The organism is Pantoea eucrina (genome assembly GCF_020079945.1).
GTDB lineage: Bacteria > Pseudomonadota > Gammaproteobacteria > Enterobacterales > Enterobacteriaceae > Pantoea > Pantoea eucrina.
This window is the reverse complement of sequence record NZ_CP083448.1, coordinates 3,141,917-3,166,675: the sequence shown is the minus strand read 5'-3', so window position 1 is coordinate 3,166,675 and position 24,759 is coordinate 3,141,917. Positions and strand designations below refer to the sequence as shown.

Below are 24,759 nucleotides of genomic sequence, written 5' to 3'. Positions count from 1 at the left end.
TTTCCGGAAACAACAGGAGCCTTTATGAAACGCTTATTGATTGCCCTGACGGGCTTAACCCTTTCCGCCAGCGCGCTGGCGGCAGATGCGGATGCGCAGGAAAATGTCTACGCCGGCCAGCTCTGCCATCTGGTCAGCAGCGAACAGAAAACCGGTGACATGGAGAGCTATACCGCCAAGCTGAAGGCGCAAATGGCCGCCAGCCAGTCACCTTCTGCCATGAACAAGACTGAATTTGATGAAGAGATCGCGCAGGAAGTGATCAACGGCTGGCTGGAACTCGGCGAAGAGGAGCGCGGTAAGCTGCGCCACGATCAGCAGCAGTGCGAGCAGACCGTCATGACGCAGTTTCAGCAGCAGGATTAAGCCGCCGCTTTGCGGTATGTGCCACCGCGGCAGCAGCGGCAGCCATCACGTTATACGCGCCTTTTATGTCGCGTTTTTTTATGGCTTTTTGGTGCGGAATGCGTACATTATCGCCGGATAGAAATCAGACTTTCGTCATACCAATAATCTGACCCGTGGCCGGGTGTTTCCTGAGAGTGGCTGGCACGCAACATGATGACACGTCGTCGTTTTTTACAGGCGAGCGGGGCAACCGTTCTCGCGATGACCACCGGCAAGCTGTTTGCCCGTGATGACATCATTCCGCTCTGGCCGGATGAGCCGCCGGGTGGGGGCGGTCCGTCCGGCCTGTTAAGGGTCAATACTAAAGGCTCATGGACCAATATCGTTTCACCCGCTATCCAGCGCTTTCGTCCGGAAAACCCCAACGGCGAGGCGGTACTGATTGCCGCGGGCGGTGGCTATCGCTTCATCGGCATGGGCCGGGAGGCGTGGCCGGTGGCGCGCTGGCTGAATGCCAATGGCTATACCGCCTATGTGCTGAGCTATCGCCTGCCCGGTGAAAAGTGGCAGGCGGGCAATCTGGCACCGCTGCAGGATGCACAGCGCGCCATTCGCATGGTACGCGCGATGGAGTCGAAAGTGCACCTGCTCGGCTTTTCGGCCGGCGGCCATCTGCTGGGCATGGCCGCCGCGCGACCTGACTTTCGCACTTATCCGCAGCAGGACGCGCTGGATGAGATCGTGCCTTCAGCCAGCAGCGTGGGGCTTATCTACCCGGTGATCACGCTGGAAGCGCCGTTTCAGCATACGCAGACCCGCCTGATGATGGTGGGGGCGCACGCCACTGCGACCCAGGCGGCGAACTGGTCCGTGCAAAACTATGTTACCCGCGCCTATCCGCCGACGTTTCTCGCCCAGGCAGAGGACGATCGCACCTCTAATCCTTACAACACCGAACTGATGCGCGACGTCTGCCGGCGCATGCGCGTACCGGTTGAGCTGATTGAGCTCAGCAGCGGCGGGCACGGATTTGGCCTGGGTAAAGCGGGCACGCCTGCTGCGCTCTGGGACCAGGCGTATGTGCGCTGGCTCGATAAACTGAGCTGATCGCTGCGGCGCACCTGCCGCACACCCTACCAGGCGGGAATGCTGTTGCACTGCCACACTCAGTAACCGGTAACGCGTTATTGTGTCCTGACAGGAGAAAAGCGAATGAAAGCGATGATTCTTAACCAGCCCGGCGGGCTGGATAATCTGCAGCTGGTGGATCTGCCCGATCCCGGCAAGCCCGCCGCTGACGAGATCCGCGTCCGTATCCACGCCACCTCACTTAATTATCACGATCTGCTGGTTGCCGACGGATCGATCCCGACCGAAGCGGGGCGCATTATGATGGCGGACGGCGCCGGCGTCGTGGAGGCGGTGGGCAGCAGCGTCAGCGAATTCCGCCCCGGCGACCACGTGGTTTCCTGCTTTTTCCCGCAGTGGCAGGATGGCCTGCCTTACGCCCGCGTGGGCGACTTCACCCGCACGCCGGGAGATGGCGCGCAGGGCTTTGCCGCGGAAACCGTGGTGCGCCCGGCGCATCACTTCACCCTGGCGCCGCGCGGCTGGAGCCATGCTGAAGCGGCCACTATCACCACCTCCGGGCTGACGGCGTGGCGGGCGCTGGTAGGCGATGCGCAGATCAAGGCGGGCGATACTATCGTTACGCTCGGCACCGGCGGCGTCTCCATTACCGCACTGCAGATCGCTAAAGCGATGGGCGCGCGGGTGATTGTCACCTCATCCTCTGATGAGAAGCTGGCGCGTGCGCGCGAGCTGGGCGCCGATGCCGGCATTAACTACCGCACCACGCCCGGGTGGGGCAGCGAAGTACAGCAGCTGACGGATGGGATCGGTGCGGACGTGGTGATTGAGCTGGGCGGACCGGGCACCATGGCAGAGTCGATCAAAGCGGTGCGTATCGGCGGACATATCGCGCTGATTGGCGTACTGACCGGCCATGAAGGCGTGATCCCGACCTCGCTGTTGATGGCGAAGCAGGCGCGGATCCAGGGGCTGATAGTGGGCCATCGCCGGCAGCAGCAGGAGTTTGTGCGGGCGCTGGAGCAGATTGCGGTGCGGCCGGTGATTGGTGAGCATTTTGCGGCGCTTGACGATCTGCCGGCGGCGTTCCGCCATCAGCAGGGCGCCAGCCACTTTGGCAAAATTACCGTCTCCTGGTAACCGGCTACGGCGATCAAAAAAGGCGCCCGTCCGGGCGCCTTTTTGTTAACGCATCGTCACAAACTCTTCCGCTGCGGTGGGGTGAATCGCCACGGTATTGTCGAAATCTTTTTTCGTGGCACCCATCTTCAGCGCCACGGCAAAGCCCTGCAGCATCTCATCCATGCCGCTGCCGATGCCGTGAATACCGACAATCTTCTCTTCCGGGCCGACGCAGACCAGCTTCATGCGGCACGGCTGGCGATGCTGCGTGACCGCGGTGTACATGGCGGTAAAAGAGGATTTATAGACTTTCACCTGGTCATCACCATACTGCTCGCGCGCCTGCGGTTCGGTCAGGCCCACCGTGCCAATCGGCGGATGGCTGAACACCACTGTCGGAATATTGCTGTAGTCGAGATGCTCATCCGGTTTGTTGTTAAACAGACGCTCAGAGAGACGACGGCCTGCCGCCACCGCTACCGGCGTCAGCTCGACGGCACCGGTGTTATCTCCTACCGCATAAATGCCTGCGACGCTGGTATTCTGAAACTTATCGACGCGGATATAGCCTTTCTCATCGAGCGCAACGCCGGTCACGTCAAGGTTAAGATTATCGGTTGCCGGTTCACGACCCACCGCCCAGACCAGGCAATCCACCGTCTGTTCGCTGCCATTTTCCAGCTGCAGCGTCAGGCTGCCGTCAGCATTTTTAACCACGGCTTTTGGCGTCGCTTCGGTATGCAGCTGCGGGCCTTCCGCCTGCATCACCTCCACCAGCGTTTCGCTCAGGAGCGGATCAAAACTGCGCAGCGGAGCGTGTTTACGCACGAACAGATGCGTTTCCGCGCCCAGCGCGTTGACCACGCCTGCCAGCTCGACGGCGATATAGCCTGCACCCACTACGGCCACGCGCCGCGGTAAGGATCCCAGCTCAAAGAAACCGTCAGAATCGATACCATATTCGGCACCTGGCACAGCAGGGCGCACCGGGCGTCCGCCGGTGGCGATCAGAATATGATCGGCGGTGATCGTTTCACCATTAACTTCCACCGTGTGCGCATCCACAAAGCGGGCAAAGCCTTTGATGACTTCGACTTTGTTTTTGCCCAGCACGTTGTCATAAGAGGTGTGAATGCGATCGATATAGGCGCTGCGGTTCTTTACCAGCGTGGCCCAGTCAAAGCGGTTCACCGTAGTATCAAAGCCGTAATCGGGTCCATACAGATGAATGGCTTCGGCGATCTGTGCCGCATGCCACATCACTTTTTTGGGCACGCAACCGACGTTAACGCAGGTGCCACCCAGCTCTTTCGCTTCGATCAGCGCACACGTCTGGCCGTGCATGGCTGCACGATTAATGGAGGCGATGCCGCCGCTGCCGCCGCCGATAGCGAGGTAGTCAAAATGTCTGGTCATCCGTTGTTTCCGTCTGTTGAGAAAATATGGCGTAAAGTTTACCGCTACCTGGCGGAGCGGCGCAAAGGTTCCGCCTATGATTATGATAGAGTGAAATCCAGGTTTCGCTTACAGGTAAGGCTATTATGCATCTGACTTTTTTAGGCACCGGCGCGGGCGCGCCCAGTTTACAGCGCAATGTCAGCGCGATCGCCCTGACGCTCTCAAAGCGTGGCGACACCTGGCTGTTTGACTGCGGTGAGGCGACGCAGCATCAGTTTATGCGCTCGGCGCTTCGCCCTGGCAAACTGGAGAAGATTTTCATTACGCACCTGCATGGCGATCACATTTTTGGCCTGCCGGGCCTGCTTACCAGCCGCTCGATGGCGGGCATGCTCGATCCGCTGACGCTGTATGGCCCTGAGGGGCTGAAGGCATTTGTTGAAAACGCGCTGAGCCTGAGCAGTTCATGGACCACTTATCCGCTGGAAATCGTGGAGATTGAGGCGGGTCTGGTACTGGATAACGGCGAGTTCCGGGTGACCGCTTATCCGATGAATCATGTCGTAGAGTGCTACGGCTACCGCATTGAGCAGCATGATAAGCCCGGATTTCTGGATGCCGCACGGCTTAAAGCAGAGGGCGTGCCGCGCGGCCCCTGGTATCAGGATCTAAAGCAGGGAAAAGTTATCCGGCTGGAGGATGGGCGCGAAATTAACGGCGCAGACTATCTGGGGCCCGCGACGGCAGGTAAGGTGCTGGCAATATTTGGCGATACCGCGCCGACCGACGCCGCGCTGGCGCTGGCGGCCAACGCCGATGTCATGGTGCATGAAACCACGCTTGAGGCAGCAATGGCGGAGAAGGCCAACGGGCGCGGTCACTCAACGACGGTGCAGGCGGCAGCCGTGGCGCAGCAGGCGGGGGTTAAGCGTATGATCGCGACGCACTTCAGCTCGCGCTATCTCTCTGCAGATCGGGACAAGCTGCTGGCGGAGTGCCAGTCGGTGTTTGCGGCAACCGAACTGGCACACGATTTTGCTGTTGTGGAGATTTAACGCGCCGGACGGTTACTCTGGTACTACCTGCGTCACGCTATAGTGCCCGGTGCCGGCAGGGACCAGCGTTTTATGCAGCCACGGCAGCAGCTCTTCCATCTGCGCTTTGAGTTTCCACGGCGGATTAATGACTATCATGCCGGAGGCGGTCATGCCGCGCTGGTCGCTGTCCGGACGCACCGCCAGCTCAATCTGCAGAATATTGCGGATACCGGTAGCTTCCAGATCGCGCAGCATATGTTTGATTTGCTGGCGCATTACCACCGGATACCAGAGCGCATAGATACCGGTAGCAAAGCGCTTATAGCCTTCCTGAATCCCTTTCACCACATCCTGGTAGTCGCTTTTCATCTCATAAGGGGGATCGATCAGGATCAGGCCGCGCCGCGCCGGCGGTGGCAGTTTCGCCTTCAGCTGCTGATAGCCATCGCCGCGTTCCACGCGCGCGCGCGCATCTTTGCTGAACTCGGTGCGTAGTAGCGGATAGTCGCTGGGGTGCAGTTCGGTCAGCTGCAGCTTATCCTCTTCGCGCAGCAGGTAACGGGCGATCAGCGGTGAACCTGGATAGTAGCGCAGGGTGCCACCGGGATTCAGGTTACGCACCGCGTTCAGATAGGGTTTCAGCAGCGCAGGCGCGTCAGGCTGCTGCCAGATGCGGGCGATGCCTTCCAGATATTCACCCGTGCGCTCGGCGTGCGCGCTGCTCAGCTGGTAGCGTCCGGCACCCGCGTGCGTATCCAGATAGAGAAAGGGCTTATCCTTCTCCATGAGCGCGGTGAGGATCAGGCTTTCAACGGTGTGTTTCAGCACGTCGGCGTGGTTGCCGGCGTGAAAACTGTGGCGATAACTCAGCATAAAAGATGGGGGTCCGCAGTTGGATCAAAGGAGTTGACGATTGAATATGGCGCGATTATAGCCGGACCGTACAGAAATTGCTGGGCTTTTGCGGCCTCCGCCCCGGCGCTGCGGCAGCGCAGTACGCATCGGGCCAGCCGCGGGAAAGCGGGCAGGGCACGGCAAAATAGTGACAGGCCGATTCAGGCTCACGCTTAATTTGCTGCCAGATCGCGCCTGGAAATGCAATTTTGAGCGTTTTTTCCTACTTCTATTCCATTTTACGGCATTGATTTTAATGTCCGGCGCCCGCATTTTAGTAAAATTGCGTAGCGCGAGTATTCGCGCCCATAATTCCATGATGAAAGGATCGCGCTTATGACTAACCCATTACTTACCCCTTTTACCCTGCCCCCTTTTACCGCCATTAAACCCGAGCATGTGGTGCCTGCCGTGACTCAGGTTCTTGAAGAGTGCCGTGATACGGTAGATCGTGCGGTAACGCGGGGAGCGCCTTACACCTGGGAGAGCCTGGTTCAGCCTATTGCAGAAGCAGACGATCGTCTGAGCCGCGTATTTTCACCTGTCAGCCATCTGAATGCGGTAAAAAATAACCCCGATCTGCGCGACGCCTTCGACAAAGTGCTGCCGCTGCTTTCTGAATATTCTACCTGGGTTGGACAGCATGAGGGCCTCTACAAGGCGTATCGCAGCCTGAAGCAAAGCGAAGGCTTTGCTGCACTCAGCCCGGAGCAGCAGCGCGCTATTGATAACAGCCTGCGTGATTTCGAGCTGTCAGGCATCGGGCTGGAAAGAGACAAACAGCGGCGCTATGGCAAAATTATGGCGCGCCTGTCAGAGCTGGGCTCAGCCTATAGCAACAATGTGCTGGATGCGACCATGGGCTGGACCAAACTTGTCACCGATAAAGCGGAGCTGGCGGGTGTACCTGAAGATGCGCTTGCCGCTGCCGAGGCGCAGGCTAAGCTACGCAAGCAGGAAGGCTGGCTGCTGACGCTGGATATCCCGAGCTATCTGCCAATTATCACCTATTGCGACAACGCCGCCCTGCGTGAAGAGATGTACCGTGCGTACGCTACGCGCGCTTCCGATCAGGGACCCAACGCAGGCAAATGGGATAATGGCCCGATAATGGAAGAGCAGCTGGCGCTGCGCCACGAGCTGGCCCAGCTGCTTGGCTACGACTCCTACGCGGATAAGTCGCTGGTAACCAAAATGGCCGACAGCCCGTCTCAGGTCATCGACTTCCTGGGCGATCTGGCAAAACGCGCCCGTCCACAGGCTGAGCAGGAGCTGGCGCAGCTGCGTGAGTTCGCTAAAGAGGTGTACGGGGTTGATAACATGCAGCCCTGGGATATCACCTATTTTAGTGAAAAGCAGAAGCAGCATCTCTTCGCGATCAGTGATGAACAGCTGCGTCCCTATTTTCCGGAAGCCCGCGTATTAAAAGGCCTGTTTGAAGTCGTAAAACGTATCTACGGCATCAACGTTAAAGAGCGCAAGGGCGTTGAGATCTACCATCATGATGTCCGCTTCTTCGACCTGTTTGATGAAAGCGGCGAACTGCGCGGCAGTTTCTATCTCGATCTCTACGCGCGCGAGCATAAGCGCGGTGGTGCCTGGATGGATAATTGCGTTGATAAAATGCGCAAGGCGGACGGCAGCCTGCAGAAGCCTATCGCCTATCTGACCTGTAATTTCAGCCAGCCGCTGTCGGATAAGCCTGCCCTGTTTACGCACGACGAAGTTATCACGCTGTTCCACGAATTTGGCCATGGTCTGCACCACATGCTGACGCAGGTTGAAGTCCCGGGAATATCGGGTATCAACGGCGTACCGTGGGATGCGGTCGAACTGCCGAGCCAGTTTATGGAAAACTGGTGCTGGGAACCGGATGCGCTGGATTTTATCTCCGGTCACTACCAAACCGGTTCATCCCTGCCGGACGAGCTGCTGGAAAAAATGCTGAAAGCGAAGAATTACCATGCGGCGCTGTTTATCCTGCGTCAGCTTGAATTCGGCCTGTTCGATCTGCAGCTTCACACGGGTTTTGACCCGCAGCAGGGGCCGAAGGTTATGGATACCCTGCATGCCGTCAAGAAGCAGGTTGCCGTTGTGGAATCGCCGCAGTGGGGACGCTTCCCGCATGCGTTCAGCCATATCTTTGCAGGCGGATATGCCGCCGGTTACTACAGCTATTTATGGGCCGATGTGCTGGCAGCAGATGCGTGGGCGCGCCTCAGCGATGAGGGCATTTTCAATCGCGAAACCGGCCAGGCGTTCCTTGACAATATCCTGACGCGCGGCGGTGCTGAAGAGCCAATGGAGCTGTTCAAACGCTTCCGCGGCCGCGAGCCGCAGCTTGATGCCATGCTGAAAAGCTACGGCATCCAGGGATAAACCGGCTTGTGAAAATCGGTTTAGTGGATGAAACAGGCGCCGGAGACGGCGCCTTATTACAGCTGGCAACGCGCTGGGGCCTTGAGCAGGATGAGAACGCGCCGCTGGCGCTGGTGCTCACGTCTGCGCATCTTGAGCTGCGCAAGCGCGATGAGCCTAAGCTGGGCGGTATTTTTGTCGATTTTGTCTCCGGTGCCATGGCGCACCGGCGCAAATTTGGCGGCGGACGCGGCGAAGCGGTGGCCAAAGCCGTGGGCATCAAAGGCGGCTATCTGCCGGATGTGGTCGACGCAACGGCCGGTCTCGGACGCGATGCGTTTGTGCTTGCCGCGCTGGGGTGCCGGGTGCGGATGCTGGAGCGCCACCCGGTGGTCGCCGCGCTGCTTGAGGATGGCCTGCAGCGTGGCTACGCCGACAGCGAAATCGGCGGCTGGCTGCGCGAGCGGCTGACGCTGCTGCACGTGGCGAGCCAGCAGGCGCTGAGCGATATCGCGCCCGCGCCGGATGTGGTCTATCTCGACCCCATGTATCCGCACCGGCAGAAAAGTGCGATGGTAAAAAAAGAGATGCGCGTATTTCATTCGCTGGTGGGGGCTGATGAGGATGCCGATGCGCTGCTGGAGCCTGCGCGGCGTCTGGCGAAAAAGCGTATCGTGGTCAAGCGTCCTGATTACGCACCGCCGCTGGCAGGCGTGGTGACACAGTCTGCCGTGGTAACAAAAAGTCACCGCTTTGATATCTATCCGCCGCTAACCTGAAGCGGCAGAGCAGGGCGTCAGATATAAAACAGGCCGGTTATCCCGGCCTGTTTTTTTATTCTTCTTCTGCGTCGCGCAGCGGCACAATCAGCATATCGATATGCACGGTATTGATCAGCTGACGCGCGGATGACATCAGCTTGCTCCAGAAATCCTGGTGATGTCCGCAGACCACCAGATCCACATCATATTTCCGGATAGCATCCACCAGCACCTGGCCCAGATCGCCGCTGCCGCTCAGCGTTTCGCCAACCGGATAGCCTGCGCTGACGGAGAGGGCTTTCAGGGCGCTGTGCGTCTCCTCTGAAATGCGCTTCTGCATATCGCCGAGATTTACGTCAATCAGGCCGGTATAGAGATCGGAATAGTTAACGTCAACGTGGATCAGCGAGATTTTGGCATCATAAGGACGCGCCAGCGATACCGCTTTATCCACCAGCAGCTGGCTTTCCGGAGAGAGATCGACTGCAATCAGGATATGTTTATAGGCCATGATAAAACTCCTTTCTCAATATTCTGGGGGGCTACCCTCCCGCAAACCACGGCGGGCGTTTTCCTTAGCGCGAAGCGGCGATGATGCGCCGGTGACTCAATGAAACTGCAGGATCTGTTGTTATCTGCTGAGTATAGCCAGTGTCACCGGCAAATGCTGCACCGCTGCGCCTGAGCGTGATAACGATCCACTGAGCAGGGGGTTATGCATATATTGACGAAGCGCGTCGCTGGAAAAAGTTTGAGCAGATATTCTACACTGAAATTGCGTGCCACTTTTCTCTGGTGGCGAGGCGCAGATCTGTAAAACAACAACGCCAATCTGCTTATCGATGGCTGGCTTATTTTCCACAGGGCGTCTGCAGCACTTCCCCGCTGCATATCACGTCATTGCGGTACCAGCCAGAAGGGGGAAATATGATCAGCACTATCGCGCTTTTTTGGGCTCTTTGTGTGGTTTGTCTGGTAAATATGGCGCGCTACTTCTCTTCCCTGCGTGCGCTGCTCTACGTATTGCGCGGCTGCGATCCGCTGTTGTACCAATATGTTGATGGTGCCGGCTTTTTTACGTCTCACGGCCAGCCGGGTAAACAGGTGCGGCTGGTGCGCTATATCTGGTTAAAGCGCTATCTTGACCATCATGACGATGAGTTTATCCGCCGCTGTGAACGGGTGCGCAGTCAGTTTGTACTGACCAGCGGACTCTGTTTTCTGGTCGTGGTGAGCCTGGTGGCGATGGCGATCTGGCAGTAAAGCGACACCGTTATTCCGCGCGCAGGCAATAAAAAAGGGCGACACTGCTGTCGCCCTTTTGCCGGAATAGTGCGGTATCAAATCAGATGCAGCGCAATCCAGTAGAGTCCGCCCGAGAGCAAAATACAGACCGGCAGCGTGAAGATCCACGCCATGGCGATATTTTTGATGGTGCGACTCTGCAGTCCGCCGCCGTCAACCAGCATGGTGCCGGCCACAGAGGAGGAGAGGATATGTGTGGTTGAAACCGGCATACCGGTATAGCTTGCCACGCCAATCGATACGGCGGCAGTCACCTGCGCCGACATACCCTGCGCATAGGTCATGCCTTTCTTACCGATTTTTTCACCGATGGTGGTCGCCACACGACGCCAGCCAATCATGGTGCCGATACCCAGCGCCAGCGCCACGGCCACGATAATCCAGACCGGGGCATACTCGATGGTGCCAAGCAGATCGCCCTTCAGCTTGCTGAGGAAGCGCTTATCATCCGCGCCGGTTTCCGGCAGCTTGGCCGCCTTATCCGCCGTGTCAGAGATGCACAGCAGCAGACGACGCATCTGGCTGCGCTGATCGACAGAGAGCTGATCGTAGCTCTGCAGATTGTTCAGCAGGCCCTGGGCCCGGCCGATAGCCTGCAGCGCACGGGCGCTGTCACAGTGGAACTCCTGCGGACCGCTCGGCACTTCTTCCGGCGTCGGCAGCGCAGGCGGTGCCATCTGCACAATATGCGTCAGCGAATCGCCGTGCTGGCGGTAATACTGCTCCAGATGATTAACCGCATCGCGCGTGCGGGTGATGTCATAACCGGACGCGTTCATATTCACGACAAAACCTGCCGGAGCTACGCCAATCAGCACCAGCATGATCAGACCAATGCCTTTCTGTCCGTCGTTAGCGCCGTGTGAATAGCTGACACCGATGGCCGAAACAATCAGCGCGATGCGCGTCCAGAACGGCGGCTTTTTCTTGCCATCGATCTTTTCACGGTCAGCGGGGGTCATATGAATACGCGCGCGTTTTTTCGTACTGCTCCAGTAGCGGCGCAGCAGGAAAATCAGGCCGCCGGCGATGATCAATCCAATAATCGGTGACAGGATCAGCGACAGGAAGATATTGATCACTTTTGGCAGATTGAGCGCATCCACTACAGAGGTGCCGGTCATCAGCGCATTGGTGAGACCAATACCGATAATGGCGCCAATCAGCGTATGGGAGCTGGAGGCCGGCAGGCCCAGATACCAGGTGCCGAGGTTCCAGATAATGGCAGCCAGCAGCATGGAAAAGACCATGGCGAGGCCGTGCGCCGAACCGACATTCAGGAGCAGGTCGGTAGGAAGCATATGTACGATGGCGTAGGCCACGCTCAGACCGCCGAGCAGCACGCCAAAAAAGTTAAACACACCTGCCATCACCACTGCCAGCTGCGCCCGCATCGCACGGGTGTAGATGACGGTAGCAACCGCGTTGGCTGTGTCATGGAAGCCGTTGATTGCCTCATAAAACAATACAAACAGCAGGGCAAGAACCAATAACAGGCCGGTACTCAGGTCAAGACCAGCAAACAGATGTAGCATAAACGTTACGCCATTTTGGAGGACATGAACGCGGCGCATTATCTGCGACAACGCACTGTATGGGAAAGAGAAATATAGCCTTTTTTTGTCTTAAATTGGTAACTCAGAGGACAAAACAAGGTAAAAGAGCCGAAAAATGAAACAGTTACATTATGACATATTTACGGCATTTTTTTGAAGGTGGCGCAAAAAGCCGCAGATCACTACAATCAGCGCCTTTCGTAATCAGGTGGACATCGCAGTGGAAAAGTTTGACGTTATCGTAATAGGGGCAGGTGCTGCCGGGATGTTCTGTGCAGCGCAGGCGGGACAGCGCGGGCGCCGCGTACTGCTGCTGGATAACGGCAAAAAAGCGGGCCGTAAGATTCTGATGTCAGGCGGCGGCCGCTGCAACTTTACCAATCTGTATACCGAGCCGGCGGCCTACCTGTCGCACAACCCGCACTTCTGCAAATCTGCGCTGGCGCGTTATACCCAGTGGGATTTTATCGATCTGGTCAACCGGTACGGTATCGCGTGGCATGAAAAAACGCTGGGTCAGCTGTTCTGTGATGACTCCGCGCAGCAGATTGTCGATATGCTGCTGAAAGAGTGCGAGGCGGGTGCGGTGACGCTGCGGCTGCGCAGCGAAGTGCTGAGCACGGAGCGTGACGGCGGGGGATTCCGGCTGCAGCTTAATGGCGCAGAAGTATGGGCAGAGAAGCTGGTGATCGCCAGCGGCGGGCTGTCGATGCCGGGGCTGGGTGCGTCGCCGTTTGGTTACAAAGTGGCGGAGCAGTTTGGTCTGCGCGTCTACCCGACCCGCGCCGGACTGGTGCCGTTTACGCTGCATAAGCCGCTGCTGGAGCAGCTCAGCACCCTGTCGGGCGTCGCGCTGCCGGCCACCATCGAAGCGCAGAATGGCACGCTGTTTAAGGAAGCGATGCTGTTTACCCATCGCGGTCTCTCGGGTCCGGCAGTGCTGCAGATTTCCAGCTACTGGCAGCCAGGCGAGTTTATCAGCGTCAACCTGCTGCCTGCGCTGGCGCTGACCGACTACCTTGATGAGCAGCGCAGTGCGCATCCTAATCTCAGCCTGAAAAACAGCCTGGCGAAAATCCTGCCGAAGCGACTGGTGGAAGTTCTGCAGGCGATGAATTCGATTCCGGATGCCACCCTGAAGCAGCTCAACAGCAAACAGCAGGCTGAACTGGCGCAGTTACTGCACCAGTGGCGGGTACAGCCAAACGGCACCGAAGGTTATCGCACCGCAGAGGTCACGCTGGGAGGCGTCGATACCACCCAGCTCTCTTCAAAAACCATGGAGGCGCGCGATGTGCCGGGCCTCTATTTCATTGGTGAAGTTGCGGACGTGACCGGCTGGCTGGGGGGCTACAATTTCCAGTGGGCGTGGAGTTCCGCCTGGGCCTGCGCCCAGGCGCTCTGAGCATTACCGGCGGCTCAGCAGCAGCTGTCCCAGCAGGCTGTCGCGGTTGACCACGCCATATTTCAGGTTGGTGGCGAGATATTTGCGATCGAAGCCGGTGAGTTTGGTTAACGGCGGCAGCACCTCAGGCAGACGATCGACCATCAGCATGCGGCTCAGCCGGACCGGACGCCACTCGCTCAGGCTTTGATAAAGCAGCGCGCTGGCTTCGCACTTGCGCAGATAAAGATTGTAATGATTGCTTTCGCGCAGCGCCTGCTGCTGCGCCAGATAGACTACCAGATAGTCGGGTGGCGTAATCCCCTGCACCAGGGTGTCATAGTCAGGCTGCGCCAGCAGCTGCCGGAAGAAAGCCTCCGCCCCCAGCGTCACAATCGGGCGGAAATAGTGCAGCCAGCGGCCAATAAAGGCATTGTTCGCCGGAGCCGCAAGAAACCACGACTCAATCACCGGATAAGCCATATCGTGCGTTGAACCGGCACGATAAAACGCAATCAGGTCGTAACGCGAGTCGGCGTTAACGGCCAGCAGCGTATCCAGCGTACGGTTGAGGATAATGGTGGCATCCATCCAGATGCCGCCATAGCGGTAAAGCAGCTCCAGGCGGATAACATCGCTTTTGTGCGACGGACGCATATCGGGATGCGTAAACTGCAGGTCCGGCAGATAGTGGGCGAGATTGCGATTGTTAATCACCGTCATCTGGTAACCCGGGTTTTCCCGGACAATTTTATCCACAAAAATCTGCACTTCAGCGGGCAGCGTTTCGCTCTCCCAGTACATCCAGATCTGCTGCGGGATCGGCGTGCCGGTGGCGGGCTGGCTGCACATATCGATATCCTGCTCATCGCGCGGATTATAGCTTGCCAGCTGTTTACGCCGCGTCAGCATCTTCTCTGCCCGCAGACCCAGCGAGACCAGATGGGTTTTAACGTTATTTTTGTTCATGCTTTTTCCTGTCGCAGGCCGTCAGCTATCGCAGTTTTTATGCAGGCAAAAAAACTGGCCCTGTGGCAACGTCCTGAATGCACCCTGAGCGGCGCGAAATGAAGTTTTAAAATTAACAAAGGGCGGGAAGTTGCTCAATCAATAAACCGTAAAACAACAACTTTAAGAGAATCCGCAGAAACCGGCGCGGATGGCTCACGCGTGCGGGTAGCCGGACTGCTAATCTGCTATTATCGCCAGGTTTTTTACTCCGCCGATCCTGTGACACTATGTTAAAAATGAAATTTCTGCTGCCGGTGCTGATTTTGCTGAGCGCAGCCGTATGGTGGCTGATGCCACATTATGATGATGAAGATAAAGCTTATTATATTGCTGTATTCTGTACGCTGACCCACGACGGGCGCGATAACAGCCCGCAGGCGATGCAACAGATTATTGAAGGCGGTAACTCCGATTACGCGCTGCAGAAAATCCGCTTCCAGCCTGGCCTGGCAACCCATCTACAGCAGGTGTGGCAGGATCTGGCCTTGCCGCAGCAGCAGCAGGCGCGTCAGGAGGCGCTGCGCTGCCGGCAGATCATGTCAGCCGTGATGCTGCCGGGTAAGCCAGTGGCATAAAAGCGATTGCGCTTCTCTGCGGCCGGCGCGAAGCGTATTGCCGGCCGATCACAGCGGGTCTTCATCCGGAGAGCCCGGTTTACCCTCCATACGCCGGCAAATCGCACAGGGGTCGTCACTGTTGCGGATATGCGCTTCCGCTTCGTGACTCAACCTGCGCCTGCGGCACTGCAGCGGCGTGCAACCCAGCGTCTGCTTAAACGAACGGGTCAGCGACTGCTGGCTTTCAAAATGGTATTTCAGCGCCAGGCGAATAATCGGCGTGTCGCTGTATTTAAGATCCGCAATACAGTGGGTCAGTTTTTTCCGGCGAATATAACGCGCCAGCGTTTCACTATAATAGCGGGCAAATAATTTCTGCAGATACCATTTCGAATATCCTGATTTCTGTGCAATATCGTCGATGCTCAGGCGCTGCTCCAGATTATCGGTGATCCACTCTTTTATTATGGCGATAACTTGCTGATTATATTTCTGCTTCATGCCGATGTTTTCCCTTCACTCGTTATTATGAAGGTTAATTAAACGGCATAAAATAGCGGCATGCTAAATTATTTTTCTGCTTTTGATTAATATATTCTCATATCAAGAATGGTCTTGTTTTTATATAAATACTTTACCGTTATTTCTGGAAATAACAGAATAAAAGCAGCGTTATTTATTTAAATTTCGATCAGAAAAAGCGGTTCACGTGCTCACGATTATTGTGTAAATCAGCAGCCCGGCGATAGCGACCGCCAGGCTGAAGAGTGCTTATCAGAGCACTTTCTGCTCGGCGAGATCCAGCGCAAAGTAGCTGAATATCAGGTCGGCACCGGCACGCTTAATGGCGCCCAGACTTTCCAGTACGACATTACGCTCGTCAATCGCACCCGCCTGCGCGGCGAACTTGATCATCGCATATTCACCGCTCACCTGGTAGGCAGCCAGCGGCAGCGTGGTGCGTTCGCGAATATCACGCAGAATGTCGAGATAGGCGCCGGCAGGTTTAACCATCAGCGAATCCGCCCCTTCGGCTTCATCCAGCAGGGATTCGCGGATCGCTTCACGCCGGTTCATCGGGTTCATCTGATAGGTCTTGCGATCGCCTTTCAGCGCCGTGCCAGCGGCCTCACGGAACGGGCCGTAGAACGAAGAGGCAAACTTAGTGGAGTAGGACATAATCGCCGTATCCGTAAAGCCCGCCCCATCCAGCGCCTGACGAATCGCCTTAACCTGACCATCCATTGCCGCTGAAGGGGCAATGAAGTCAGCACCCGCCTGCGCGGCTACTACCGCCTGCCTGCCCAGATTGATCAGCGTCTGGTCATTATCCACGCCGTGATCGCACAGCACACCGCAGTGGCCGTGGCTGGTGTATTCACAGAAGCAGGTGTCGGACATCACGATCATCTCCGGCACGGTATCTTTACAGATACGCGCCATACGCGCGACCAGGCCATTCTCCTGCCATGCATCGCTGCCGGTGGCGTCGGTATGATGCGAAATACCGAAGGTCATTACCGAGCGGATACCCGCTTTGGCAATACGCTCAATTTCATACGCGAGACGTTTTTCCGGAATTCGCATCACGCCTGGCATAGCGTTGATCGGCACATAGTCATCCACCTCTTCTTCAACAAAGATCGGCAGCGCCAGATCGTTGATGCTAAGGCCGGATTCCTGGAACATTGCGCGCATAGAGGCGCTTTTACGCAGCCTTCTCGGGCGCTGGATCAGATTAAATTCAGACATGTTCACACAACTTTTTTGGATGAAAATAGTGACTACAGTTTACTCTTTTTCACGTCGGGTAATGAAGAATGTGTGCTGCTGAGAGGCGGAGACGGGAGATAAAAAAGTCCCGCCGGGCGGCGGGACTGGTGAATATTACTCTTTAATAACCGGATGCTGATCGACCAGGTTGCGGCGTTTAGCCTCAAGGCGTGCGATCTCGGCATCAATATCTTCAATCTTCTGTTCGATGTTGTCGTGATGCTCCTGCAGGATCTCACGGGCTTCATCCAGGTCAGATGCCGCAGGCGTGGCGCCACGCAGCGGTTTGTTCGCCGTCTCTTTCATATAGAGACCGGTGATCAGACCCACGACAGCAACCACCATCAGATAGTAGGCAGGCATATAGAGGTTATTGCTGGCTTCTACTGCCCAGGCGGTAATAGTTGGCGTCAGACCGGCCACCAGAACCGAGATGTTGAATGCACTGGCCAGCGCGCTGTAGCGGATATGCGTCGGGAACATCGCCGGCAGCGAAGAGGCCATCACGCCGGTAAAGGCGTTGAGGATCACCGCCAGCAGCAGCAGGCCGGCAAAAATCAGGCCCAGCACGTTACTGTTAATCAGCGTAAACGCCGGGATCGCACAGAAGAACAGCGCAATACTGCCGAGGATAACAAACGGACGACGGCCGAAGCGGTCGCTCAGCATGCCCATGATCGGCTGTACAAACAGCATACCCATCATGATGGCGATGATAATCAGCACCCCATGATCTTCTGAGTAGTGCAGGTTATGTGACAGGTAGCTCGGCATGTAAGTCAGCAGCATGTAGTAGGTCACGTTGGTGGCAAGCACCAGACCGATACAGGCCAGCAGGCTTTTCCAGTGTTTGGTGGCGATCTCTTTGAACGACACTTTCGGGCCATCGCGCAGGCCGTCACGGTCACCCTGCTCCAGACCATCAACGTGCTGCTGGAAAGCCGGGGTCTCTTCCAGCGCATGGCGCAGATAGAGGCCAATCAGGCCCAGCGGCAGCGCCAGGAAGAACGGCACGCGCCAGCCCCACTCAAGGAAGTTAGCTTCGCCGACGATAGTCGAGAGCAGCACCACAACGCCTGCACCCAGCACGAAACCGGCGATAGAGCCGAAGTCGAGCCAGCTGCCCATAAAGCCGCGTTTACGGTCCGGGGAGTACTCTGCGACAAAAATCGATGCGCCGGTATACTCGCCGCCGACCGAGAAGCCCTGGGCCATTTTGGCCAGCAGCAGCAGAATCGGTGCCCAGATGCCGATAGAGGCGTAAGAGGGGATCAGGCCGATACAGAAGGTACTGACCGACATAATAACAATGGTGATAGAGAGAATTTTCTGGCGGCCATACTTATCGCCCAGCATGCCGAAGAACAGACCACCCAGCGGACGGATCAGGAACGGAACCGAAAAGGTACCCAGCGCCGCGATCATCTGCACGCCCGGAGAGGCATCCGGGAAAAAGACTTTACCCAGCGCATAGGCAACAAAGCCATAGACACCAAAGTCGAACCACTCCATCGCATTACCCAGCGATGCCGCAGTAATAGCCTTGCGTAAGCGGGCGTCATCGATAATGGTGACGTCATCCAGCCCGATAGGTTTTACACGCTTCCTACGTAATTTCATGATGTTACCCTGTATTGGAATTCGAAAAATCCTCAACGCCGCCGGCTGTCTGCTATCAACTCAGTCCGCGGCGTTGAGAAAATTAAAGCATAGCCGTGAAAACGGGTTTTTCCCTGGCCAGCCATAGCAATAATTACACGGGTAATTATTGCGACCCGCGACAGAGTATACCGTTTTTGTGTGATATTTGTCATGTTTTAGCCAGTAAGTGGTTACTTTTTAGCTAATTATATGGTCGTAAAGCGGTGTCAGAGAGGTAAAAAATATTTTACTTTTTTTGACATAACCCGCATGTCATGCGGGCTGTGGTGAGGTCAGCGCGGTGCAGAGACGATACCGGTCAGCGGCTCACTGCCATGCTCTTCCAGCCAGCGCAGAAAGGTCTGACTGGCGACAGGACGGGCATAATAATAGCCCTGAATAAACGTGACCTGACGCTGCTGCAGATAGGCGAGCTGCAGCGCGGTTTCCACCCCTTCGCCCAGCACCTCCAGCTTCAGTTTATGGCAGAGATTAATAATTGCATCCAGCACCGGCGTTTCGATCTCCAGCCCTTCAATGGCATTGATAAAGCCGCGATCGATCTTCAGGTAGTCGAGCGGGAAGGTCATCAGATAAGAGAGGGAGCAGTGCCCGGTGCCGAAATCGTCAATGGCAACTTTCATGCCCTGCGCCTGCAGAAAACGCAGCTTGCGCGCCACCGCTTCGCCATCCTGGATCAGGCTGCGCTCGGTAAGTTCAAGCGTGAGCAGCATCTGATTATCTTGGATAGCGTGCGCAAATTGCATGATATCCTCAGTAAACTCTGCATGTTGCAGATGATCTGCCGCCAGATTAAACCCGAGATGAAAGCCTGGCATTACCGGCCAGCGGGCGATATCTTCACTCATCAGATCCAGCAGATGGCGGGTCAGTTCCACAATTACCCCTTCCGACTCCGCATGAGCAATAAAGATATCGGGCCGCACCATTTCACCGTTAGGCAGCTGCCAGCGCAGCAGCGCTTCCGCGCCGGAACAGCGCGCCAGAGTGTTGCTGTAGACCGGCTGATAGTGAACCGAAAACTGACGATTACGCATAGCACGGCGGATCTCATCTGCCCAGGAGATACGCCGGCGCAGCCAGTTTGCCGTCAGTATCATCAGCATGATTGAGAAGATGGCGGCCATCGGCAGAAAGATAAACAGTGCCTGACGCCAGGCGGCGATCAGCTCTGCCGGTGGCACCGTTACGCTGACGCGGATAGGGTAACGCTGCGACTCACTCTGCAGCAGGGTGCTCTGCATATAGTGTTCAGCTGGCGTTTTATGGTTGCCGCTGGCGATAATCGCGCCTTCGCTGAACTGCAGGCTCATCTGATAGCCGCGGGATGCTCCGATGGCATGCATAAAGTCCATCAGATACTGGCCATCAATAACGGCCCAGAAGCCGCTGCTGTCCGGTAGCTGACGCGCGAAAATCACCGCCGGACGATGCGGTACGCCCGAGGTACCTGGCAGCGAGAGGCTCCATGCAGCTTTACCGGTTACCGGCAGCGTACGCATCATCATCGTTTCAAGCGTACTGTTGTGTGTGCCGTAAGCTGAGGAGCAGGTAATCGTATTACCCTGTGACGTTCCCACCGAGCGAAAATAGGCGTTGAGCGTGCCGATACGCTGCAGGTGTTTTTCAATATCCCCGCAGGGAAGCTGATGATATTGCTGCAGTTCAGCGATTATATTCCAGGCGTTGTCGCTCATTTTCTCGGCCTGAGCCAGCAGAATATTGGCTGTTGCCTCCTGCTGCTGCCTGACCATGTGGCGCGCTTCAATCGCCGTGCAGACGATGCCCAGCACCAGCGGCAGCAGTCCGGCGCAGATAATATAGAGCCAGCCAAAATCACGACGTTTTCTTCGCAGAGGCACCAGACTCTCCTCGGTGGGGTTAGGCATTCATCAGCCGCGCCAGCAGCATAGCATCTTCTTTACGCTCTGCAGGGCTGCGAATCGTCCGCGATGCCGCCCGCTGGCGTTAACGCTCGCTGTCCGTTGCGCTTATCGCCTGCTTTTCCCCGCTCAATTTGCGTTTATCCAGCGGATAAATCGTTTTTTTGCGGTTAAAAGCAGCGATAAAGAGGTATTGATCGCTAATAGCAAACGGTGGCGAGACCGGATGCTATTTGATCTGCCGCTGCGGCTCGCGTCGTTTCAGGCGCGGCCTGCCGGTACCAAGCATGATCGCCAGCCGGCTGCCGCCTGGCGTAGTTTCCATCAGAATTTTTGTGACGCTGGTCAGCGGCACCGACAGCAGCATGCCGACCGGCCCCAGCAGCCAGCCCCAGAAAATCAGCGACAGAAAAACCACCAGTGTGGACAGGCCCAGCCCGCGCCCCATGAGACGCGGTTCCAGCATATTGCCAAATACCATATGGATTGCGCTGAACAAAAACGCGACCAGCATCGCATCGTAAATATCATTCAGCACCAGCGCCTGAATAAACGGCGGGATGCCGGCGATAATCGGGCCGATATTGGGGATAAAATTAAGTATGAAAGCCACCACGCCCCAGAAGAGCGCAAACTTCACGTCCAGCAGCAGCAGAACCAGCCATACAGAAAAACCGGTTATCAGGCTTACCAGCGTTTTCAGAGCCAGATAATGGGTGACGCCTTTTAGCGCTTTATGCAGGCCCGCAATACGGATCTGCGGGTTTGTCAGGGCGTTACGCATTTTATAGGGCAGATGGTGCACTTCAAACAGCATAAATACTACCGTCAGGATCAGCAGCACAATATTGGTCATCGCGCCGGAAAACTGCGCCAGTACCGTGGTCGCCATGTTCATGATCAGATTCGGGTCAAAGTGCTGCGCCAGCGTTTCGGTTGAAATATTAATATGAAAACCCGCCGCCAGATGCTGGATAACTGTCAGCTTCTGCTCCAGCATGGTGCGGATCTGCGGATAGGTATCGCTGAATTCACCGACTGAGCTTGCCAGCACAGCGACCAGCAGCAGCATCATAATAAAGATAACGGTAATCACCAGTGAGATAGCTACGCCGCGGCGTAACCCACGCCGCATCAGCGAGCTGACCAGCGGGTTCAGCACGATGGCCAGAAAACTGGCGAGCAGAAAGGGGACGAGTATGTCTGACGCAGCGCGGATGCCTGCCAGAATAATGACTAACATCGCCAGCTTGACCAGAATGTTCTGGCCAATTCTCTCCTGTGGCTTTTCGTTCATTGCTGCTCCTGCGGGGAATTTTTCTGATCCAAGTGTAGCTGAAGGCGGGTAAGAGATTGTTTATACACGTGCAGGCCGGGCTGGCGCCAGGGCACAGCGCCAGAAACCGGGCCGCGATCCAGGGCGTTCAGCAGATGCATGCCCTCTGAAAAGGCGTATAGTTAATTTTCTGTTATCAAATGCCTGTTGTGAGCGCGTTTATCTATGCCTGACCTGCCTGCTGCTGCGGAACAGAGCCGTCTCCGGCTGAATCTGCAGATTCTTTCTATTGTGAAGTTTAATTTTGCCACCTATCTGACCATCGGGCTGCCGCTGGCGGTGCTGCCTGGGTTCGTTCATGACAATCTGGGGTATAGCGCTTTCTGGGCCGGGGTGGTGATCAGCCTGCAGTATATCGCCACGCTGCTCAGCCGGCCGTATGCCGGACGTTTTGCCGATAGCTGGGGGCCCAAGCGCGTGGTGGTGGTGGGGCTGGCAGGCAGCCTGCTGAGCGGTCTCTGTATGCTCTTCTCCGCTCTGGCGCAGGAGCAGGCGCTACTTAGCCTGACGCTGCTCTGCCTGGGGCGCATAATTCTTGGCGTCGGTCAGAGCTTTTGCGGCACCGGGACGTCGCTGTGGGGCGTGGCGAAAGCGGGTTCTCTGCATATCGGACGCGTCATCTCCTGGAACGGCATTGTCACCTACGGTGCCATGGCGCTGGGTGCGCCGCTGGGCGTTGCGCTGTTTCGCAGCGGCGGGCTGCTGCAGCTTTCGGGGGTTATTGTGGCCATTAGTCTGCTGGCGATGGTGATGGCGCTGCCGCGTGCGGCGGTTAAAGGCAGTAAAGCGCGCCCGCTGCCGTTCCGTGCGGTCCTGGGAAAAATATATGGCTATGGTGTGCTGCTGGCGATGGGGTCAGCCGGATTTGGCGTGATTGCGACCTTTATTACCCTGTTCTACCGTGAACGTGGCTGGGAAGGGGCCGCTTTTGCCCTGACGCTGTTCAGCAGCGCGTTCGTGGGCATGCGCCTGCTGTTTCCGGATGCGATTAACAAATGGGGTGGGTTGCGCGTCGCCAGCGTCTGCTTTGCCATTGAAGCGGCGGGCCTGTTTCTGGTCGCAGGTGCGGTTGAACCGTGGATGGCGAAACTGGGGGCCTTTCTGACCGGCGCAGGCTTTTCTCTGGTATTTCCGGCTATCGGCGTCGTTGCGGTCAAAGCGGTGCCGCAGCAGAATCAGGGCAGTGCGCTGGCAACCTATACCGCCTTTATGGATCTGGCGCTGGGCATCACGGGGCCCCTTGCTGGCCTGATTATGAGCTATGCCGGCGTGTCGCTGGTCTATCTGCTGACGGCGCTGCTGGTCTGTGTCGCGCTGGGCTGCACGCTGTATATGCTGAAATCCCGTCAGCCGGACAGCGCGGACACGCCATAAAAAAAAGGCCCCGACCGGGGCCAGCAACGGCAAAAGTATCCCTGAGGGACACGGATAAGGATCGCTGAGCACCTCGTGCAGGCAGAGATACTGATGGAAAAGAGGAGAACATTTGTTTCAAAATAAGTAAATAATGAAATGTAAAACAGTAGATCTGCCTCGCAAAAATGTGCCAGCAATGTTATCTGCAGTATGCAAAAATTTGGCTGATGAGACTAATCAGCGCCGCGTCAGCCAGAAAAAATGCGATCCAGCCCGCTAAAAGAAAATCTTCCAAAAAAGATTATTTGAAAAATTTATTTCATTGTAATAGCTTCATAGCACGCTTTTCATCTCACCTGCCCGGGTAGCCTGACGCAAACCCTTTGCTGCCTGCAGGGCTCTTTACATCAATGAGGCATCGACATGACTATTATTGGAAACTTTATCGGTGGCAGCATCACGCACAGCGCCAGTAATGAAACCATCCCGGTTTACGATCCGGCAACCGGCAAAGTGGTGCGTGAGCTGACGCAAAGCACCGCTGCAGAAGTTGAGCAGGCGATTGCGGTCGCGCACGCTGCCTTTCCGGAATGGTCGAAAACCGCGCCGTTGCGTCGTGCGCGCGTCATGTTTAATTTCAAAGCGCTGATGGAAAAGCACCGTGATGAGCTGGCAGCGCTGATCGTCTCAGAACATGGCAAGGTCTGGTCAGATGCGCTTGGTGAGCTGACGCGCGGTATTGAGGTGATTGAGTTTGCCTGCGGCATTCCGCACCTGCTGAAAGGCGAAAATTCGCCGGGCGTAGGCACCGGCGTTGACAGCTACTCACTGATGCAACCGGTGGGCGTGGTGGCAGGCATTACACCATTTAACTTCCCGGCGATGGTGCCGCTCTGGATGTTCCCGATCGCACTGGCGTGCGGAAATACCTTTATTCTCAAACCACCGGCTCTGGATCCGTCCGCATCGGTGCGTATGGCGGAGCTGCTGAAAGAAGCGGGCCTGCCGGATGGCGTATTCAACGTTGTGCACTCATCTAATGATGACGCAGAGCAGCTGTATAAAGATCCGCGCATCGCGGCCGTCAGCTTTGTCGGCTCGTCCGGCGTTGCGGAGCACATCTATAAAACGGCCAGCGCGCACGGCAAACGCGTACAGGCGTTTGGCGCAGCGAAAAACCACGCTATCGTCATGCCGGATGCCGATCTGGATGCCACCGTCAATGCCATCATGGGCGGTGCGTTTGGCTCAGCGGGCGAGCGCTGCATGGCGCTGCCGGTGGTGGTTGCCGTCGGCGATGATACCGCGGACAAACTGATCGCCCGCCTGATGCCGCTGATCAAAGCGCTGCGCGTGGGGCCCGGCATACAGCAGGGCGCAGAAGAGAATGAGATGGGACCGGTGGTCTCTGCCGCGCATCAGAAAAAAGTGCTCGGCTACATTGATAAAGGTGAGCAGGAGGGAGCGAAGCTGGTGGTCGATGGCCGGACTATCCGGGTCGCGGGTCATGAAGAGGGCTACTATGTTGGCGGCACGCTGTTCGATAATGTCACCTCCGATATGGTGATCTGGCGTGAGGAGATCTTCGGCCCGGTGCTGAGCATTATGCGCGCCAGCGACTTCAGCAGCGCACTGCAGCTGGTTAACAGCCATGAGTTTGGCAACGGCAGCGCCATCTTTACCAGCAATGGCCACACCGCGCGCGAGTTTATTCAGAATGTCGAGGCAGGCATGGTGGGCGTTAACGTTCCGGTGCCGGTCCCTATGGCCTTCCACAGCTTTGGCGGCTGGAAACGTTCCGTGTTTGGTGCGCTGAATGTGCACGGCCCGGATGGCGTACGCTTCTATACGCGGATGAAAACCGCCACCGTACGCTGGCCCAGCGGTCAGCAGACCGTATCGGAATTCAGTATGCCGACGCTGGGTTAA

The 24,759-nt window shown here is 56.8% G+C and carries 21 protein-coding genes; 11 read left to right on the top strand and 10 right to left on the bottom strand.

Annotation, left to right across the window (positions count from 1 at the left end; all coding sequences use genetic code 11):
- The first annotated feature begins 24 nt into the window (after positions 1 to 24).
- From LAC65_RS15080 to LAC65_RS15070, 3 genes are all read left to right on the top strand, one after another.
- Positions 25 to 366 (top strand): hypothetical protein, encoded by a 342-nt coding sequence (locus LAC65_RS15080; protein ID WP_039381035.1) that lies wholly within the window; start codon positions 25 to 27, stop codon positions 364 to 366.
- Between the two features lie 192 nt (positions 367 to 558).
- On the top strand, positions 559 to 1,455 hold the full coding sequence (locus LAC65_RS15075) for an alpha/beta hydrolase (RefSeq protein ID WP_039381033.1): 897 nt from the start codon (positions 559 to 561) through the stop codon (positions 1,453 to 1,455).
- A 105-nt stretch (positions 1,456 to 1,560) separates the two neighbouring features.
- Positions 1,561 to 2,577, top strand: a complete 1,017-nt coding sequence (locus LAC65_RS15070; RefSeq protein ID WP_039381031.1) for a zinc-dependent alcohol dehydrogenase family protein — start codon at positions 1,561 to 1,563, stop codon at positions 2,575 to 2,577.
- Between the two features lie 45 nt (positions 2,578 to 2,622).
- Here the strand turns inward: LAC65_RS15070 and gorA are convergent, their stop codons facing one another.
- On the bottom strand, positions 2,623 to 3,975 hold the full coding sequence (gorA, locus tag LAC65_RS15065) for a glutathione-disulfide reductase (protein WP_094112215.1): 1,353 nt from the start codon (positions 3,973 to 3,975) through the stop codon (positions 2,623 to 2,625).
- Positions 3,976 to 4,100: 125 nt separating this feature from the next.
- On the opposite strand from gorA, the gene rnz reads away from it, so the two are divergent.
- Complete coding sequence (rnz, locus tag LAC65_RS15060; RefSeq protein WP_039381026.1) at positions 4,101 to 5,012, top strand: ribonuclease Z; 912 nt, start codon at positions 4,101 to 4,103, stop codon at positions 5,010 to 5,012.
- A gap of 12 nt (positions 5,013 to 5,024) precedes the next feature.
- Here rnz and LAC65_RS15055 read toward each other — a convergent pair whose 3' ends face one another.
- On the bottom strand, positions 5,025 to 5,867 hold the full coding sequence (locus LAC65_RS15055) for a 23S rRNA (adenine(2030)-N(6))-methyltransferase RlmJ (protein WP_039381025.1): 843 nt from the start codon (positions 5,865 to 5,867) through the stop codon (positions 5,025 to 5,027).
- A 357-nt stretch (positions 5,868 to 6,224) separates the two neighbouring features.
- Here LAC65_RS15055 and prlC point away from each other — a divergent pair, with 357 nt between their 5' ends.
- Positions 6,225 to 8,267, top strand: a complete 2,043-nt coding sequence (gene prlC / locus LAC65_RS15050) for an oligopeptidase A (RefSeq protein WP_039381023.1) — start codon at positions 6,225 to 6,227, stop codon at positions 8,265 to 8,267.
- Between the two features lie 8 nt (positions 8,268 to 8,275).
- The gene (gene rsmJ / locus LAC65_RS15045) at positions 8,276 to 9,025 is read left to right on the top strand and encodes a 16S rRNA (guanine(1516)-N(2))-methyltransferase RsmJ (RefSeq protein ID WP_039381021.1); all 750 of its coding nucleotides are present in this window, start codon (positions 8,276 to 8,278) and stop codon (positions 9,023 to 9,025) included.
- A 55-nt stretch (positions 9,026 to 9,080) separates the two neighbouring features.
- Here rsmJ and uspA read toward each other — a convergent pair whose 3' ends face one another.
- Positions 9,081 to 9,518 carry a universal stress protein UspA gene (gene uspA / locus LAC65_RS15040; protein WP_039381019.1) on the bottom strand — a complete coding sequence of 146 codons (438 nt, stop codon included), beginning with the start codon at positions 9,516 to 9,518 and terminating at the stop codon, positions 9,081 to 9,083.
- A 416-nt stretch (positions 9,519 to 9,934) separates the two neighbouring features.
- Here uspA and uspB point away from each other — a divergent pair, with 416 nt between their 5' ends.
- Positions 9,935 to 10,270, top strand: coding sequence for a universal stress protein UspB (uspB, locus tag LAC65_RS15035; protein ID WP_039381017.1), 336 nt, complete (start codon positions 9,935 to 9,937; stop codon positions 10,268 to 10,270).
- Positions 10,271 to 10,347: 77 nt separating this feature from the next.
- On the opposite strand, the gene pitA is transcribed toward uspB, so the two are convergent.
- Positions 10,348 to 11,847 carry an inorganic phosphate transporter PitA gene (gene pitA / locus LAC65_RS15030; RefSeq protein ID WP_039381015.1) on the bottom strand — a complete coding sequence of 500 codons (1,500 nt, stop codon included), beginning with the start codon at positions 11,845 to 11,847 and terminating at the stop codon, positions 10,348 to 10,350.
- A 241-nt stretch (positions 11,848 to 12,088) separates the two neighbouring features.
- Here pitA and LAC65_RS15025 point away from each other — a divergent pair, with 241 nt between their 5' ends.
- Positions 12,089 to 13,273 (top strand): BaiN/RdsA family NAD(P)/FAD-dependent oxidoreductase, encoded by a 1,185-nt coding sequence (locus LAC65_RS15025; protein WP_039381013.1) that lies wholly within the window; start codon positions 12,089 to 12,091, stop codon positions 13,271 to 13,273.
- A gap of 3 nt (positions 13,274 to 13,276) precedes the next feature.
- Here the strand turns inward: LAC65_RS15025 and LAC65_RS15020 are convergent, their stop codons facing one another.
- Entirely contained in the window at positions 13,277 to 14,221 is a 945-nt protein-coding gene (locus LAC65_RS15020; protein ID WP_052246458.1) for a glycosyltransferase family 32 protein, read from the bottom strand.
- 269 nt (positions 14,222 to 14,490) lie between these two features.
- On the opposite strand from LAC65_RS15020, the gene LAC65_RS15015 reads away from it, so the two are divergent.
- Positions 14,491 to 14,838, top strand: coding sequence for a hypothetical protein (locus LAC65_RS15015; protein WP_039381011.1), 348 nt, complete (start codon positions 14,491 to 14,493; stop codon positions 14,836 to 14,838).
- Between the two features lie 48 nt (positions 14,839 to 14,886).
- Here LAC65_RS15015 and LAC65_RS15010 read toward each other — a convergent pair whose 3' ends face one another.
- From LAC65_RS15010 to LAC65_RS14990, 5 genes are all read right to left on the bottom strand, one after another.
- Entirely contained in the window at positions 14,887 to 15,321 is a 435-nt protein-coding gene (locus LAC65_RS15010; RefSeq protein WP_052246457.1) for a helix-turn-helix domain-containing protein, read from the bottom strand.
- A 273-nt stretch (positions 15,322 to 15,594) separates the two neighbouring features.
- Positions 15,595 to 16,572: a porphobilinogen synthase gene (gene hemB / locus LAC65_RS15005; protein ID WP_039381009.1), complete on the bottom strand. Its 978-nt coding sequence runs from the start codon at positions 16,570 to 16,572 to the stop codon at positions 15,595 to 15,597.
- Positions 16,573 to 16,707: 135 nt separating this feature from the next.
- The gene (gene proP / locus LAC65_RS15000; protein ID WP_039381007.1) at positions 16,708 to 18,213 is read right to left on the bottom strand and encodes a glycine betaine/L-proline transporter ProP; all 1,506 of its coding nucleotides are present in this window, start codon (positions 18,211 to 18,213) and stop codon (positions 16,708 to 16,710) included.
- 314 nt (positions 18,214 to 18,527) lie between these two features.
- A complete protein-coding gene (locus LAC65_RS14995; protein WP_039385661.1) occupies positions 18,528 to 20,117 on the bottom strand; it encodes an EAL domain-containing protein in 1,590 nt (529 codons plus the stop codon).
- A 250-nt stretch (positions 20,118 to 20,367) separates the two neighbouring features.
- A complete protein-coding gene (locus LAC65_RS14990) occupies positions 20,368 to 21,435 on the bottom strand; it encodes an AI-2E family transporter (RefSeq protein WP_039381005.1) in 1,068 nt (355 codons plus the stop codon).
- Positions 21,436 to 21,639: 204 nt separating this feature from the next.
- Between LAC65_RS14990 and LAC65_RS14985 the strand changes: the two genes are divergently transcribed.
- Together LAC65_RS14985 and LAC65_RS14980 are read left to right on the top strand one after the other, a co-directional pair.
- Positions 21,640 to 22,848 (top strand): MFS transporter, encoded by a 1,209-nt coding sequence (locus LAC65_RS14985; RefSeq protein ID WP_039381002.1) that lies wholly within the window; start codon positions 21,640 to 21,642, stop codon positions 22,846 to 22,848.
- 405 nt (positions 22,849 to 23,253) lie between these two features.
- A complete protein-coding gene (locus LAC65_RS14980) occupies positions 23,254 to 24,759 on the top strand; it encodes a CoA-acylating methylmalonate-semialdehyde dehydrogenase (protein ID WP_039381000.1) in 1,506 nt (501 codons plus the stop codon).